Source organism: Arthrobacter psychrochitiniphilus, from assembly GCF_003185915.1.
Taxonomy (GTDB): Bacteria; Actinomycetota; Actinomycetes; order Actinomycetales; family Micrococcaceae; genus Specibacter; species Specibacter psychrochitiniphilus.
Genome location: NZ_QHLZ01000001.1, coordinates 392880 through 408408 on the forward strand (window position 1 = coordinate 392880; position 15529 = coordinate 408408).

Consider the following 15529-nt stretch of genomic DNA (forward strand, 5'->3'; position numbering starts at 1 on the left):
GGGATTACGCACCACACTAGCCCTTGGACGCGCCAAAGACACGGACTTCTCTGGGCGAGATGATCTGATCAACAATCTCGGAAAGGTAATCCGTGTAGGCGTCAACACTGTGTCGTTTTTTGGCCGTCTGTAAGTCACGGGTGAGCCGTTCCTGCATGTCAGCCCACGTGGCCATCATGTTTTGTACCGCGTTGGCCAGTGCCACGGGGTCATTTGCCTTGACCGGAGTGCCCGCTTGGTAACCGGCAATGGCTTCAATCAAGCCTGTGGTTTCACTAGCAATGACCGGCCGTCCAGCGAGGATGGCCTCGACGGCCGTATTCCCGAAGGGTTCATCCGCGCGGGAAGGCACCACAACAATGTCACTCTGTGCCACCAAGTCCCAGATCTCCTCCTTGAAGCCCCGGAAGCGTACCTTTGTCTCAAGTTCGTAGTCACGGACCTGTTCGTGGAGCTGGTCCTGGTACCACTCGTAGCCGGAATAGACGGCACCAATCAGATCTAGTTCTGCATCGACACCCCGTTGCTTGAGGATTGACAGCGCGTCGATGGCCACATCCACACCTTTGCGCGGCGAGAGCCGGCCAATGTAGGCCAGCCGCAGAGGACCCGCAAGCTCAGTGCGCACCGGTTCAGGGGTGGCGGGCCCGGGCACGGCGTTGTAGAGAACTTGGATCCGGGCGCCCAGCCGCTTGAAGGAGCTCTTGATGACTCCGGCACTGAAGTTGCTGTTGGCAACAATGGCGTCCGCTGCGAACAACGGCAACGCCAACGCTTTTCTAATCAAGGCCCCGGTTGACGCTTCACCCTCATGGACATGGACCAGCAGTGGTATGCGGTGCATTTTTGCCAGCATGTTCCACAGCGGAATGGTGATGGTATTGACGTAGATGAGCTCGGGCTGCAGCTGCCGGATCAGCCGCGAGCCTTGGGTTATGCCCCGCAGGCTCTCTGTCACGGCATGGACAAAGCCCCGTGGTGTGAAAATGCTCTTGCGCAGGATGGGGCTGGGGCAGACAAGGACCTCCGCGCCCCGGGAGCGGAGCTCCGCTTCCAGCGGGCCTGCTTCCGCCAGTGACACGAACACTGTGTGACCTGCTTGCATCATGGCGGAAACGCTTGCCAGGAAAACTCTGTCGGATCCGTAGAGTTCCGCCGTTGGGTGCACCAAGAGAATCATGGATGCTTATCCTTCCTATTTCTGCCAAATGGAGGTGATGGGAAGTGCGGCCTTGCTGGCGTCATTGGCCGGCAAGGCAAAGGCGTCTTCCAGGGTGCGCACAACGCTGAAGGGTGTGGTTGCTTCCGTGTACGTTCCCGGAAGAACCTGTTGGCCGGTGATGAGAGTGGGGATCTGCTGCCCATCAGCTGCTGCGCCCCACGTCAGGATCAGCAAACTATTGTGTTCTTGTGCCCAGGCAACGTACCCGCCAAAATTCTTCTTCAGCCAAGCATCACTGTCAGCAATGGAGCCTTGGTGCCCGTCATGGTCCAGGTTAGGAACCACGTAGGAGACAGCAGGCAGCTTGGAGAAGTCGGAAGGAAACGCCGTCAGAGGCTGGTTGGCCGAGGCCGGGACAGCGGGCCAATTCACCCACGGATTATTGACACCTGCATAGCGGCCGCTCACGCAGCCGGTGAATCCGGCGCTGGGCAGATCCTCAGCAAAACCCGTGAAAGTCTTGCCGGCGCTTGCAAGCTGGGTGGCAATGTTGTCCGTGGTGAACGCCTGAGGGCAAAGCCCACCGGCGGCGTCCTGGGTCCGCCCCGAGAACAGGCTCAGGTTATCTGGCCCCGCCACCGTCTTGGACATTGTTGCCCCGTCCTTGGCCAGCGAATTGATGAAAGGGGCTTCTTGGTTGCCCATGACATCAGCCGATGACCGCTTGCCCATCATGACCAGAACAACATGCTCAGGCGTGGGGATCCCCGCCGCAGCCGGGGCTGCCGGGGCAGGAGCAGGCGGGGCCGGGACTGCAGGAGGATCAGCGGGCGCCACCGGAGCCGCTGGCACCACCGGAGCGGGCTTAGGTGCCGGAGCAGGAGCCGGAGCCGCCGGTGCGGGCTTAGCCTCCGGAGCAGGTGCAGGTGCAGGTGCCGGTGCGGGAGCTAGTTTAGCGTCGAGCCCGGCAGCAGCCTTGTTCGCGGCCGGGGCTTGGCTGGTGGTGACCACGTAATCATCGAAACTGGTCTGAACAGCAGCAGTAGCTGAACCGGCAAGGTACGCACCCAGCCCAACACTGCCCGCAGTTTGCAAAGCAGCAGTGCTATCAGTAGCCGACGCCAACCACGCCACAGGCTCACCCTGACCCGCCGGCCAGATCTTCCCCTGCACCGTAGTGGGCGAAGTACCCGTCACCTGCAAGCGCAGGTTCAACACCATGTTCGCCGAATACGTCAGAGACGGAACCTGGACCAACTTCAACGTCACCGAATCCCGCAACAACACCAACCACACAGACCCGTCAGCCTTGACCCAGGACTTCATTGAATATGAGGACGCATCCACCCGCCGCCCAGCAACACTGGCATAGTTCCCGCCACCAGTAGGCACACTATTCAACGCCACCGTCACCACAGAATCCGTATCCGTAGAAGAGACCGAACCCAACGTGGCAAACCGTGTTGAACCAGCACCCAACGGCATCTTTCCCACACCACCAGAAACCTGGAACATCGCCGCCGAACCAGTCAAAGACCAGGCCCCACCCGTATCAGCAGAACCCCAACCATTACTGACAGTGCGTCCAAACGCATCCTTGGCCACAACATTCCCCGGCTCCACAGGATCCGCAACCACCGTCACCGACTTCGTCACAGCCGCAGAAGCAAGCCCCTGATTATCAGTAACCACCAAAGACACCGTGTAACTACCAGCAACAGCATAAGTATGGGCCGCCGTCTTCCCACTCCCCGTAGACCCATCACCAAAAGCCCACGCATAGGAGGCAACCGAACCATCAGCATCCGCAGAAGCCGAACCATCCACAGCAACACCCAACCCCGAAACCACCGCAGCAAACCCAGCCACAGGAGCCACATTCGCAGCGGTTACAGTGACGGTGCGGGAGGTGGTGGCCGGAACTCCAGATCCGGTTTTAACTGTGAGCACCACGGTGTACGTTCCGGGGTTGCTGTAGTTGTGGTTAGCCTGGACGCCAGTGCCAGCTGGCGTGCCGTCACCAAAGTCCCATTGGTAAGACGCAATGGTTTGCCCTGACGGTGCTGTGGACGCCGACGCGTTGACGGCGAGCGCCAAGTTGTTCGATGTTGCGGTAAACGATGCTGTTGGCACCCCTTGACCTGTTCCCAGTGCGTAGTGTGAGGCTACTTGCGCCGCAGAGAGCGCACTGTTGTACACGGCGAAATTATCCAGTGTGCCGTTGAAGTAGTTACTGGTGGGCGCGTTGGGCCAATTTCCCAGAGTGTCTCCGCCAACCCGCCAGTAGCCCAGGTAACTTTGGGCCGTGGTTGTTTGGGTATCGCTGCCCACCACCTGCCCATCCACGTAGAGCACCATCCCGGCGCTTCCCTGAGTGGCAACTACGTGGTGCCACGCGCCGTCGTTGTAGGCAGTTGCGCTGGTCACTGTCTTTGTTGCCCCTGTGTAGACACCAAAGGACAGTGCCCCGTTGTTCAGCATGTAAACATGCCGGTCATAGCTGGAAGAAGTTCCTGAATTGCTGGAACCGTACCCCATGAGCTTGCCGCCACTGGTGGTGGTTGTCTTGAACCACAGCTCAGTGGAGAACGCGGGGCTCACTGCCACTGTGGAGGTGGAGCCAATAACACCGTTGGCGGTGCCGTTGAAGGTGGAGGCTGGTGCCGTATCCCCGGCAATGGCTCCTCCCCCGGCGGGCGTTGTTCCAACTCCGGTGCCAACCTTGCCGTCATTGCCACCAACCCAGTCAGCCGCAGCGTTGGCTGCCGGGCCACCCAGAGGCCAGAAGAGGGAAGGGTTGTCATTGAGAACACCGCTCACATAGGGCGATGCCACGGCAGAGCCAATGGTTAGCGAGACTTGTGGACTAGAGACGCTGTTGCCATCAGGATCGGAGGCCACCACATAGTAGCTTTGGGCCGAGCCTGGAGGGAGCCCTGTATCGGTCAGAGTGATGCTTGGCAGGTTCCAATAGGTGGATTGCACGGTGCTTGTAGCCACTGGCTGCGCCTTGCCCACCCGCATCAAGCTGTAGTTCAGGAACAGATCATCCCTGTCCCAGTTGGCAGGGATGCTCACACGTGCCGAACCTGCTGCGACGGACTTGGCCGTGGGGGTCCATGCTGTTCCTGACAGCCGCGGGCCCTGCTTTGGACCGCCCGGCGGGTTTGAGGAGAACCTGACCAATCCTTGTTGTTGCTGGTTGTTGACGCCCACAAATTCACCGCCAACAGAGATGAAACCGCCAGTTCCAACAATGGAGAAGCCCGCCTGTCCCATGCCTGTGGCGGTCCCGGTGAGCCAATCCGGATACCAGTTCACCACAGCGGGGGCAGGGTAACCGCTCCAGTCCTTGTAAATGCTGTTGACCCACGGGCTGCGGCTCAGCGTGCCCTTGGGTGCTGCCGTGGTGGCAGTGGCGTTGCGCATGTTTTGCGGCTGTTTTTGCACCATGCCACCGGCCGATTCGCACGCGTGCTCATGGCTGGTGGTGTAGACAGTTGTGCCGTCCGAATAAACCCCGTAGTGGTCTCCGTGGCAATCGGCAATCCACCGGATGCTACCGTCTCCTGGTGCGGCGGCAAAGGTGCCTTCCAGGTTTCCCACCGTGATATCGGCATATACCCAGCCTGTTCCGTACACGGCGTTTTGATCCGTGGTGAGTCCCCAAATTCCTGCTTTGCCGGCTCCGCTGCCACTTCCCTTACCGTTTTGAATGATGGTGGGTGCCTGCCACGGCAGCAAGGCTCCTGAGGAGAGGTCAAGGGCAGCCAGCCCGCGCTGCGAAACACCGTTGATGGTGCCAAAGCGGCCTGCCGCAATCAACTTATCCTTTTGCGGGGTCAGGACCATGGCGTCCACTTGCAGATCAGAGGTGGGCGCCCAGGCAAGCAGAGCGCCGCTGGTAGTGAAGGCGGCGAAGCTCTTGCGGACAACGCCGTTGCCAGCACCGATGAGCCCGGCAACATAAACCGCAGTATTTGTCACCACAATGGCGTTGACATAGGAGCCACCCACCGCCGCCTTGAAGGTGGATAAAAGCGTGCCGCTAGCTACATCAAAGGCCGCCAGATTAAAACGAGTCTGGCCGTCAACGGATGTGAAGGAACCACCCACGTAGAGCTGTTTTCCATCCGGGGATGCCGCGAGCGATTTCACGGTGCCGTTGATCTTGGGGGCAAAGGATGTAATGATGCCCGTCCTGATGTCATAAGCCAAAAGGTTGCTGCGCGGCATGAGGTTGGTGCCGGGGGCAGCTTCAGCCGGGCGGGCATTGGTGAACGCTCCGCCTGCGTACACAATGTTCCCAATGATTTGTTGAGTCCACACCACCCCGGAATCGATCTGCACGGTTGGCAGCCGGTCACTTGTCACAGTGGTGGCGCTGCGCTGTTCTATGGGGGCCGGGCCAGGCAGCAGATCTGCTGCCTGCGCGGGTACCGTGAAACCCATGACAGTGAGGCTCAATGCGCCCAGCAGCGCAGCCAGGAATATGAAGGACCGTCGCAGTGCTCGGGTAATGGTTTTCATCGCTTGTCCACCTCGGTTGTCATGGCGCATCAGGAAACACTGCCCACAAATTGGGCGCTTGCCTGACCGGCGGCATATTCCACTGACAGGCTCAGCCCGGTTCTGGCATTTGTTGGGATAAGAAATACGTAAACGCCCTGCGTAGAAGCTCCGGGTGCAAGCTCGCCTGAGAAGGGCAGGTATGGGTCTGAGGTTGTTGGCTGCCCCAGAACACCGCTGGCATTGCTCAGTGTCACTATTGCCGAATCGACACTGATGCTCTTGAGCGAACCATTGCGAATGGAAACGAACATGGCCACGGCCGGGCCGGCAATTTCACCCGGTGTGGTTGCTTTTGTCTCCAAGGCTTCTGCCTTGGAGACGGTGATCGAGACCTTATCCGGCAGGGCCGCCGTCTTGTTGAGCTCAACTTTTGTCACCGGCCCGGGGCTGACTGCGGGAACCTTTTGCAAAATGGACCCGCCCGACGGCGCCGGAACAGGCTTGCTTCTCCCTGGCGCCACGCTTGGTGTTGCCACCGGCTGAGCCGGGGACGCCGCTGTGGGAACCGCTGTGGATGCGGCGCTGGCTCCCGCCGTGGAACCAGCCAGCGGTGCGGGATCCGCCGCCGTGGTTGAGGTACATCCGGAGAACAGAACTGCGGAAAAAGCCACCAACACCGTGAGCGCCACGGGTGCCAGTCTGTTTGCGCCAAAGTGACTCATGGTTTCACCTATTCCCTAGTGTTCCGCTGATTGCTGCTCCGGCACCCGATGCCGGCGAGGTCCTGCGCAGCTGTTTGGCCCGTTCACGGCTGCGGATCTCACGCGCCCTTACCAACCCGCTGAGAATTCCGCGGACATAGGCGCGCAGAGGTGCCGGTGAACGCAGCAATTGCCTACGCCCGCCCCGGCACAGAATCTCGTAAGAAACCTTGGGTGTTGCATAAATCCAGCTGCGGAATTGTTTTCCCTGCACATGTTTAGCGCCGTAGAGCAGGCGGTTGCGGATGTTGTAGAAATAGTAGATTTCTGATTTGGTCCCCTCCCCGCTTACCCCGGTTTGTGTTCCGCCAGGGTCATGCACCGCGGAAATTTCGCGAAGGACAGCCAGGCGCCCGCCGTGACTGACAACCCGCCGTGAGAGGTCCACATCTTCCCAATACAGGAAGTAATCTTCATCAAAGCCGCCCACTGTCCGCCACATCTGCCCGGAGATGGCAAAGCAGGCTCCTGACAGCCACGGTTGGTGCGGTCCATCCGGTAGCGGACTGCGGCGGCTCGCCACCCTCCCCGAGGCCGGGTACAAATCCATCCCGTCAAACCACACCTCGCCACTGCTGGTCCTGATCAGGGGTGCGGCCATGAGAGTTGCCTCGGCAGCGACTGCGCAGACCAGCGCCACCAGGTCACCGGTTTCAATCCGGGCATCAGGATTGAGCACTGCCAGCGCCTGGGCCCCCTCGCTCAAGGCCACAGCTGCCCCCGCATTGACAGCGGCGCCAAATCCCCGGTTGCTCTCCAACGCTAGAACGCTCCAGCCGTAACGGGTGGCCAGCACGTTGAGCCGGGCTAGTTCCGTGGCACTGGTGAAATTATCAACAATGACAATGCGGCCCCCAGCTGCTTTCAGCTCAAGTCCTTGGAGGTTTTCCTCCAGAAGGTTCGATGAGCCGTAGTTGACAACTAGCAAGGCGAAAGCTGTGGGAGTTCCCCCTGAAATATGCGCCATGGCCCCTCCTAACCCACATCTGAATTGACGGCAAGCCTGCTGTGTATCCCCGCACCGTGCTTCGCTTGGTGGTCAAGCGCGTTTTCAAAAACCCGCAGGTGTTCAGCACCTGTGGACTGCCATGACCGTGCCGATAAGTCCGGTGCGGTTCTGGGGGAATGCTCGCGCAGACGCATGAGTGTGCCTTCTACAGCGGCTGCCGTGAGCTCATTCCTGAACAGATACACCCATCCGGGCCCTGCCTCTTCTTGTAACAACCGGTTGACGGGCGTATCAGGTAGCAGTACCGGACGGTTTAAGGACAGCGCCGCCATGGCAGCACCTGAATTGTGCATGGCGCAATACGGCAGAACAACCAGTTCTGCTTGGGTGACGGAGGCCACCAACTCGGCATCGGAGAGGTAGCGGAAATCGAACTCCACCCGGTCATCTCCCTGTGCCATCTCCAGAAGGTTGTGGCTGATCTCTTCCGTTGCGGCTTTGCCGGAAATTGATAGGGTCAATCCCGCCAGCTCGGTTTTCAGAAAGGATTCGAGCAGGGTTTCCACTCCCTTATAGCGACGGATCAGACCAAAAAAGGTGATGCGCCCTGGTGTGGGTTCGTTAACAGCTATGCCGGCAAACCAGTCCCGGTAATGGCCATGCAAGATGGTGGAGGCCGGCATGTCCTGGCCATGGCCGGTGCTGCTATTGAGGGTGATGGTTACGCGGGTTAGGCGCTCCAGCCACCCTTCTAACAGCAGTTGGCTGCGGGACAGGGATTCATGCGGCGCTATATTGTGCCGGGTTCGCACCACGGGTTTCCCCGATAGTTGAAGGCGGGCCAGGACCGCGGCAAACAACAGTTCACGGGCAACGCCCTTGAGCCCGCGGTTTCCAGCGTAAATCACCTCGGGCCAGTGAACGTGAAAAACATCGTAAGGCGCAAAGAGCGCACGCTTGAAGGAGAATGTGAGCACTTCGCACCCCGGCTCCTGTTCCAGAGCCCGGGCCAATTGCACAATATAAGGATTGGTTGTGGGCCTCGGTTCAGCAAAAGATTCCAACACACGCACCGTTGTTCTAGATTTCATCGTGATGCACCATGCTCCGGAACCACAGTGTGGCGCCTCAGCGGCGCGTTGAGTTCAATCTCCGGCACCGGAACCACCCGGCCCAGATCCCGCCTGACTAAGCGCAGGCACAGATTCTCATAACTATCAGCAACGTCATCCCAGCAATACGCACCGGCACGTGCCAAGGCCTTTGCTCCACGGAGGGCAACGTTTGATTCGGCACATTCTGCAGCGGTTACCAGTGCGGGAATTTGTTCTTCAGTAGAAAAGTACTGGCCGGCGTCTGCGAGTACTTCCCGGTTGAAATTCACGTCAAAGGCATTGGTGGCTGCACCGGCACCCATGGCTCGCAGCAGAGACGGGTTGGTCCCTCCCACGGAGTGCCCATGCCAGTACACCAAGGCGTGTGAGTAGAGCTCGTTGAGAAGGTCCTGGTCCCATACTCCGCCCAGAAACCGCACCCGTGAATCAGCAGCGTTGTGTATTTGTTGGGTGTACTGCTCCGAATACGGTGCCGAGCCCACCACTACCAGCGGGTACTTTGCATCGCTACGGCTGAAGCCTTCAACAATGGTGTGCACATGATTTTCGGGTTCAAAGCGAGCAACCAGCAAATGGAATTTACCGGGTGTTAAACCGATGCCGCGAAGTTTTTCCGAACCTATGGCCCCCAGAATGGGGGCGCCGTAGGCCATCAAATGAGTTTTTGCGCCATATTTGGTGGCGTAGTATTCTTGGATGCCGGCGGCATCTGCAATGAGGGCATTGGAACAACGCACGGCCATGCGTTCTGCCCACTGGTAGTAGCTTTTGCCGGCACTGCCCCATTTGGCCCGCTGCCATTCCAACCCGTCAACGTGAGTGGCCACAGGAATTTGTGCGGCTCGCAGAACCGGCAACCACGGCGCATTGGCGGCGTTGAAAACCACTGCCGCGTCCACCCGATGGGCCAGAAGATGGCCAGTGGAAAGCCCCGTGTGCACCAAGGTTTCCAAGGAGCGGCGCCGGGGCGCCGGCAGCGTCACCAGGTTCATTCCCAAGTACGTTGTTGGCGGAGGTGAACTTGCGTTAGTTTGCCGGCAGTAGACAGTAACTTCATGCCCGCGTTCAGCAAGCCTTCGGCCCACTTCTTCTACACACGTTTCAAATCCGCCATAACGCGCAGGCACTCCCCGTGTACCGATTAGTGCGATGCGCATTGCTTGCTCCCGATCATCTGACCGAACCATAATTGCCCCCAGACATCTTTTTTTGTAATAATGAGACCTGCAGACCGTCTTCGCGGCTGCGTTGATGAGGTTCACCGCACTAGTCGATGAATCTTTTTTGCCTCCTCGCTCTCTCGCTCCAGAAGCTCAAGCGTTCGCCTCAAGATGGTGCTGGATGTGTGGACGGTATAGGGAAAATAGATAATTTCAACGCCTAACGGCGCAAATTCCTGTTCGAGTTCTAATCCCTTGGCTGTGCCTTTCCAGTCATCGCCTTTGAAGAGAACGTCAAACGTGGTTTGGCGCCACATATCCACCTTGCTCGCCAAGGTTTCTGCTATTGCCTCATCAACGAATCCAACGTTGCGGACTATTTCAAGGCGTTCACACAGGGGGATGACAGGTGTTCGGCCCTTACGGGCAATCAGCAACTGATCGGAGACCACCCCGGCGATGAGAAAGTCGCAGCGCGAGCGGGCTTGGCGCAACAGGTTTAGGTGGCCAACATGAAAGAGGTCAAAGGCCCCGGCTGCGTATCCGATTCTCATTGCCATGTCATTCTCCGCGTAGTGTGCTTTGCACTGGGAGGACTTTCAAAATGGCGCAATGAAGAATTTCGCAGCCACACATGGGGTGTCACTACTGCTCCGGTAATTAACGAAATGCAGCGTACCCCCGGGTACCCCTGGCAAAACATGTGAGACCTTCTTGTAATAGACCTTGCGTCAAGTGGTTAGTCCTTGTTAGTCCCATTAAAGAATCAACTCAGCCCGAAAGCACTACACGCCACTACCCGATTCGGGCAGCACAAAAGGGGCCGTGTACTTGTGTAGTACTTGCATATTTGTGGGGACTACTTGGTTTGCACAGTCGTGTCCCAGCTGTGTCCTAGAAGTTGCTGGCACGTTTTGGGCGCAGCTGATAGGCCCGGGAGTTTCGGGCACATGTCAGCGCAAATCGCGCGGGTCAAGCGGGGTTGGTGTTTGCTACTTTTTAGAGCAGTTCTTGTTGTTGTTAGAGCAGTTCTTGTTCCAGAAGCTGCAGCAGATAGCTTCCGTAGCCGCTCTTGAGCATGGACTCGGCGCTCTGGCGTAGTTCCTGGTCACTGAGGAATCCTTGGCGCCAGGCAACCTCTTCCGGGGCGCCTATTTTTAATCCCTGACGGCTTTCTACAGTGCGCACAAAGGTGGAGGCATCATTGAGATCGGCAAAGGTACCTGTGTCCAGCCAAGCTGTTCCTCTGGGCAGGATTTCCACATGGAGTTCCCCACGCTCTAGATAGGTGCGGTTGATATCCGTAATTTCCAGCTCTCCGCGCGGGGAAGGCTTTAGATCTGCGGCGATTTCGATGACATCATTGTCATAGAAATACAGCCCAGGCACAGCGTAATTGCTGCGCGGCTTCTCCGGCTTTTCTTCCAGTGAGAGAACTCGCCCGTCGGCGTCAAAATCCACGACACCGTAGGCCCGGGGGTCCTTGACCCAGTAACCAAATATGGAGCCCCCGGAAACATATTCATGCTTTTGCAACTGGCCACCCAAGCCGGGACCATAGAAGATATTATCTCCGAGAACCAGTGAAACGGTGTCATTACCTATGTGTTCGCGTCCTAAAATAAACGCTTGCGCCAGGCCCTCAGGTTCCGGCTGGACTTTATAGCTGAGGTTGATACCGAATTGGGAGCCGTCACCTAGAAGCCGCTGAAATTGTTCGGCATCGTGGGGCGTGGTGATAATCAGGATGTCACGGATCCCGGCCAATATCAGGGTAGAGAGCGGATAGTAGATCATGGGCTTGTCATAAACCGGAACAAGTTGCTTACTAATGCCCAGAGTAATTGGGTGAAGCCGCGAGCCGGTTCCACCTGCAAGAATGATGCCACGCATTATTACCGTCCTGTACCTTGTTTGCATGGCACCTACAGCTACGCTGTTGCCATGATGCAAATACTGGTGACCGGCGGTGCCGGTTTTATTGGGTCCAACTTTGTCCACTATGTCATGGCTCACACCAACTTTGAGGTGATGGTGGTGGACAAATTGACGTATGCCGGGAATCTGGCCTCGCTTGCGGGCCTGGACCAGTCCCGCTTCCGCTTCATAGAGGGCGATATTTGCGATGCGGAACTGATGGATGAGCTGGTGTCCGGCGTTGATGCAGTGGTCCATTACGCGGCGGAATCGCACAATGACAACTCCCTTGCAGACCCAGCACCATTTTTGGCCACCAACATCATGGGTACCTACACCCTGTTGGAGGCTGTGCGCAGGCACAGGAAACGCTTCCACCACATTTCAACGGACGAGGTGTACGGCGATCTTGCCCTCGATGACCCGAACCGTTTCACTGAGCACACCCCGTACAACCCATCAAGCCCCTATTCCTCAACAAAAGCAGGATCAGATCTGCTGGTCCGGGCTTGGGTGAGATCGTTCGGGATTGCGGCTACCATCAGCAATTGTTCAAATAATTACGGCCCGTACCAGCATGTAGAAAAATTCATCCCCCGCCAGATCACCAACGTGATTGACGGTGTGCGGCCCAAGCTCTACGGTTCCGGAGAAAACGTCCGCGATTGGATTCACGCGGATGACCATTCCTCTGCTGTTCTGACCATTTTGGAAAAAGGCACTCCGGGAGAAACATACCTGATCGGTGCTGACGGCGAACACAATAACAAGGCCGTGATCGAGGCAATATTGACCGAGATGGGACAGGATTCGCACGCCTACGATCAGGTCAGCGACCGTCCCGGACATGATCTGAGGTACGCCATTGACCCCACACGGTTACGCACAGAACTTGGCTGGCGCCCCGCTCACGCCGATTTTTCCGCCGGGCTGGCAACAACCATCCAATGGTACAAATCCAACGAGTCCTGGTGGCGTCCGCAAAAAGACGCCACGGAAAGTAAATATGCAGCCGCGGGCGAGCGGGTTGTGGAAGCACAAGTAAAGACGGCGGCCAAACGATGAATCCAACAGCGTCACCTCACGGCCCGGTCTTTGGAAAGTCTCTTGGCACGCGGGATACCCCCATTCCGGGTGTTCTCCTTTTTGATCTGCCAGTCCATGGCGATAACCGTGGCTGGTTCAAGGAAAACTGGCAGCGCGAGAAAATGGCGGCAGCGGGGCTGGCTGATTTCACTCCCGTGCAAAACAACATTTCCTTCAATGAAACAGCTGGCACCACCCGTGGCATCCATGCCGAGCCTTGGGACAAATTCATTTCAGTGGCCACGGGCGCAGTGTTCGGTGCCTGGGTTGACCTGCGCGAAGGAGCATCCTTTGGCACCGTTTTCACCACAGTGCTGGACCCCTCCTGCGCTATCTACGTACCTGCCGGGGTGGGTAATGCCTTCCAAACCTTGGTAGATGACACGGCTTATTCCTACCTGGTCAACGATCACTGGTCAGCGGCAGCTCAACACCTGTACACATTCCTCAATCTTGGTGATACTACAGTGAACATCCCCTGGCCTATCCCCCTAGCCCAGGCGGAATTATCGGAGAAGGACAAAAACCATCCGTTCCTCTCCGAGGTGGTACCCATGAAGGGCAAAAAAACGCTGGTACTGGGCTCCAACGGGCAGTTGGGCCGCGCCATCAAGGCATTTCACGGCGCAGACCCCCACGTGGATTACGCAACACGCAGCGACCTTGAGCTGGCCGGCCCGGCACCCTTCTCCGGCTTTGACTTCACTGCCTATGACACCATCATCAACGCAGCCGCCTATACGGCTGTGGATGGGGCGCAGACACAGGCCGGGCGAGCCGCCGCGTGGGCAGTCAACGCCACAGCTGTTGCTGCGCTGGCGAGCGCCTGCACACAACACAACATCACGTTGGTGCACATCTCCAGCGACTACGTCTTTGATGGCAGCCTGGAAGTGCACGGTGAAGAGGAACCCTTGTCCCCCCTGGGTGTCTATGGCCAGTCAAAAGCTGCAGGTGACGTGGCTGCTGCCACCACACCCAAGCACTACATCATCCGCACCAGCTGGGTGATAGGGGACGGCAGCAACTTTGTTGCCACCATGGCCACACTCGCTGCCAAGGGTGTGAAACCAAGTGTGGTCAACGATCAATTTGGGCGCCTCACCTTTACCGAGGATATTGTCCACGCCGTGAAGCATCTTTTAGACACCCGCCCACCGTACGGCGCCTATAACGTCAGCAACACCGGACCCTCTCAAAGCTGGGCTCAGATTGCTGCGGACGTCTATGAACACCTCGGGTACCCCCGTGACTTCGTGACAGGAATTAGTACGGCAGACTACTTTGCAGATAAGGAAAACATTGCTCCCCGCCCTGTCCACTCAACGCTGAACCTCGCCAAGCTCCAAGCAGCAGGGAACTCTCCGCCACCGGCAGCTCAACGGCTTGGCGAGTATCTGCAGTCACGGCGGGAGAGGTGAGCGGGGTGCGGGCCGCAGTGGTTGGTGGGGGCATTATTGGTGTTGCGGTGGCCCGGGAACTGCTGCAGTCAGGATCTGCCACCGAGGTGGTCCTGTACGAGAAGGAAAACGAACTGGCCCAACACCAGACCGGGCACAATAGTGGCGTGGTCCATGCCGGCCTCTATTACGAACCAGGCAGCCTCAAAGCGCGGCTGTGCAGGCGCGGTGTCAGCTTGCTACAGGATTTGGCTCAGCGGCAAAATCTGCCTTTCGATGAATGCGGGAAGGTGGTGGTGGCACGGGACGGCAGTGAGCTTGGACGCCTTGCCACCATTCTGGAACGGGCCCGTGCCAACGGTGTTCCCGGCGTCCGGATGATCGACGGCGGGGAGCTGGCCCGGATTGAACCTCATGCCCGCGGCATTGCGGCACTGTACTCACCCACCACGGCCATCACCGATTACAAGGCAGTAACACTGGGCTTGGCCCGTGAGTTTGAAGAGCTCGGCGGCGAGGTTCGCCTTGGCCTGCCCGTCACGGCGTTGGCGGATAAGGGCTCTGGAGTGGGCGTTGGCACCAGTTCCGGTTCAGAGAATTACGAGCTAGTGGTCAACTGTGCCGGGCTGCAATCCGACAGGGTAGCCAGAACCGCCGGGGATGAGAATTTCCCGCGCGTCGTGCCTTTCTTTGGGTCCTATTTCCTGCTCAAGGACACCAGCCGCCATCTTGTGAACGGACTCATTTACCCCGTCCCGGACCCCCGCTACCCTTTCCTGGGGGTGCATCTGACCAAGCGGATCGACGGCGAAATTATGGTGGGTCCCAATGCTTTCCTCGCAGGTGGCCGGGAAGCCTATGCGCCGTGGCAGCTCTCGCCCAAGGATTTGGCGCAAACTCTCTCGATGCCAGGGTTTTGGCGCTTTGCCGCAGGCAATATCCCGGCAGCAATCCGTGAAGGACGCACTGTTCTTAGTAAACGCTCCTTTATTGGCGCGGCCCGTGATTACGTCCCGGACCTCACCCTTGGCGATGTTCGCCCCGGCAGCCGCGGCATACGCGCGCAGGCCATGAATGGTGATGGCAGCCTTGTGGATGACTTCGTCATTACAGGTTCGGCGAGGATGGTCCACGTACGCAATGCCCCCTCCCCCGGAGCCACATCATCCATGGCAATTGCCGAGCACATAGTCCGCGAGATCACGGGCTAAATCCGCCCTCCAGCGACCCAAAAATTACCTGCCCCCTGCGCCACAAACCAAGTACACGCCAGCATGAGCACTGCTACTTGCAAGTACCAAGCTACTCTGGCGGCCGCTTCTGCGTGCCCATAAAGTCGGCATCGATACGTCTTTTTCTGGCATGCCGAACCTCAGCGTGCGGTGCCATCTAGGACGTGTCCGGCTGTGTTCTCACCCATTGCGAACATAGCGGGTTCACACTCAAACGGCCGGGGGGCAAATGTAC

Annotated in this window: 11 protein-coding genes; 3 read left to right on the top strand and 8 right to left on the bottom strand. The window is 58.3% G+C overall.

The window, feature by feature from the left end; genetic code table 11:
- Positions 1 to 16: 16 nt before the first annotated feature.
- The 8 genes from CVS29_RS01730 to rfbA form a co-directional block, all read right to left on the bottom strand.
- Positions 17 to 1180: a glycosyltransferase family 4 protein gene (locus tag CVS29_RS01730; protein WP_110104600.1), complete on the bottom strand. Its 1164-nt coding sequence runs from the start codon at positions 1178 to 1180 to the stop codon at positions 17 to 19.
- 15 nt (positions 1181 to 1195) lie between these two features.
- Complete coding sequence (locus tag CVS29_RS01735) at positions 1196 to 5692, bottom strand: PKD domain-containing protein (protein WP_110104601.1); 4497 nt, start codon at positions 5690 to 5692, stop codon at positions 1196 to 1198.
- Between the two features lie 29 nt (positions 5693 to 5721).
- Positions 5722 to 6396 carry a DUF4352 domain-containing protein gene (locus CVS29_RS01740; protein WP_110104602.1) on the bottom strand — a complete coding sequence of 225 codons (675 nt, stop codon included), beginning with the start codon at positions 6394 to 6396 and terminating at the stop codon, positions 5722 to 5724.
- A 4-nt stretch (positions 6397 to 6400) separates the two neighbouring features.
- Positions 6401 to 7402 (bottom strand): glycosyltransferase family 2 protein, encoded by a 1002-nt coding sequence (locus tag CVS29_RS01745; RefSeq protein WP_110104603.1) that lies wholly within the window; start codon positions 7400 to 7402, stop codon positions 6401 to 6403.
- A gap of 8 nt (positions 7403 to 7410) precedes the next feature.
- Positions 7411 to 8475, bottom strand: coding sequence for a glycosyltransferase family protein (locus CVS29_RS01750; protein WP_146212964.1), 1065 nt, complete (start codon positions 8473 to 8475; stop codon positions 7411 to 7413).
- Positions 8472 to 9656, bottom strand: coding sequence for a DUF1972 domain-containing protein (locus tag CVS29_RS01755; protein WP_170120865.1), 1185 nt, complete (start codon positions 9654 to 9656; stop codon positions 8472 to 8474). The genes CVS29_RS01750 and CVS29_RS01755 overlap by 4 nt, the downstream gene beginning before the upstream one ends.
- Before the next feature lie 101 nt (positions 9657 to 9757).
- A complete protein-coding gene (locus CVS29_RS01760; protein ID WP_110104606.1) occupies positions 9758 to 10219 on the bottom strand; it encodes an FAD synthase family protein in 462 nt (153 codons plus the stop codon).
- Between the two features lie 460 nt (positions 10220 to 10679).
- The gene (rfbA, locus tag CVS29_RS01765; protein WP_110104607.1) at positions 10680 to 11552 is read right to left on the bottom strand and encodes a glucose-1-phosphate thymidylyltransferase RfbA; all 873 of its coding nucleotides are present in this window, start codon (positions 11550 to 11552) and stop codon (positions 10680 to 10682) included.
- A 51-nt stretch (positions 11553 to 11603) separates the two neighbouring features.
- Here rfbA and rfbB point away from each other — a divergent pair, with 51 nt between their 5' ends.
- Genes rfbB through lhgO form a run of 3 tightly spaced genes read left to right on the top strand, consistent with a single transcriptional unit; the run spans position 11604 to position 15273 of the window.
- Positions 11604 to 12641 (top strand): dTDP-glucose 4,6-dehydratase, encoded by a 1038-nt coding sequence (rfbB, locus tag CVS29_RS01770; protein ID WP_110104918.1) that lies wholly within the window; start codon positions 11604 to 11606, stop codon positions 12639 to 12641.
- The gene (locus tag CVS29_RS01775; RefSeq protein ID WP_110104608.1) at positions 12638 to 14083 is read left to right on the top strand and encodes a sugar nucleotide-binding protein; all 1446 of its coding nucleotides are present in this window, start codon (positions 12638 to 12640) and stop codon (positions 14081 to 14083) included. Before rfbB ends, CVS29_RS01775 begins: the two co-directional genes overlap by 4 nt.
- Before the next feature lie 5 nt (positions 14084 to 14088).
- Complete coding sequence (gene lhgO, locus CVS29_RS01780; protein ID WP_308467724.1) at positions 14089 to 15273, top strand: L-2-hydroxyglutarate oxidase; 1185 nt, start codon at positions 14089 to 14091, stop codon at positions 15271 to 15273.
- Positions 15274 to 15529: the final 256 nt, after the last annotated feature.

Excerpts from the sequence above, each read along its gene's own strand:
- CVS29_RS01750 (WP_146212964.1), bottom strand. The coding sequence starts at position 8,475 with ATGAAATCTAGAACAACGGTGCGTGTGTTGGAATCTTTTGCTGAACCG.
- CVS29_RS01755 (WP_170120865.1), bottom strand. The coding sequence starts at position 9,656 with ATGCGCATCGCACTAATCGGTACACGGGGAGTGCCTGCGCGTTATGGC.
- CVS29_RS01745 (WP_110104603.1), bottom strand. The coding sequence starts at position 7,402 with ATGGCGCATATTTCAGGGGGAACTCCCACAGCTTTCGCCTTGCTAGTT.
- CVS29_RS01760 (WP_110104606.1), bottom strand. The coding sequence starts at position 10,219 with ATGGCAATGAGAATCGGATACGCAGCCGGGGCCTTTGACCTCTTTCAT.
- CVS29_RS01730 (WP_110104600.1), bottom strand. The coding sequence starts at position 1,180 with ATGATTCTCTTGGTGCACCCAACGGCGGAACTCTACGGATCCGACAGA.
- CVS29_RS01740 (WP_110104602.1), bottom strand. The coding sequence starts at position 6,396 with ATGAGTCACTTTGGCGCAAACAGACTGGCACCCGTGGCGCTCACGGTG.
- CVS29_RS01775 (WP_110104608.1), top strand. The coding sequence starts at position 12,638 with ATGAATCCAACAGCGTCACCTCACGGCCCGGTCTTTGGAAAGTCTCTT.
- rfbA (WP_110104607.1), bottom strand. The coding sequence starts at position 11,552 with ATGCGTGGCATCATTCTTGCAGGTGGAACCGGCTCGCGGCTTCACCCA.
- rfbB (WP_110104918.1), top strand. The coding sequence starts at position 11,604 with ATGATGCAAATACTGGTGACCGGCGGTGCCGGTTTTATTGGGTCCAAC.
- CVS29_RS01735 (WP_110104601.1), bottom strand. The coding sequence starts at position 5,692 with ATGAAAACCATTACCCGAGCACTGCGACGGTCCTTCATATTCCTGGCT.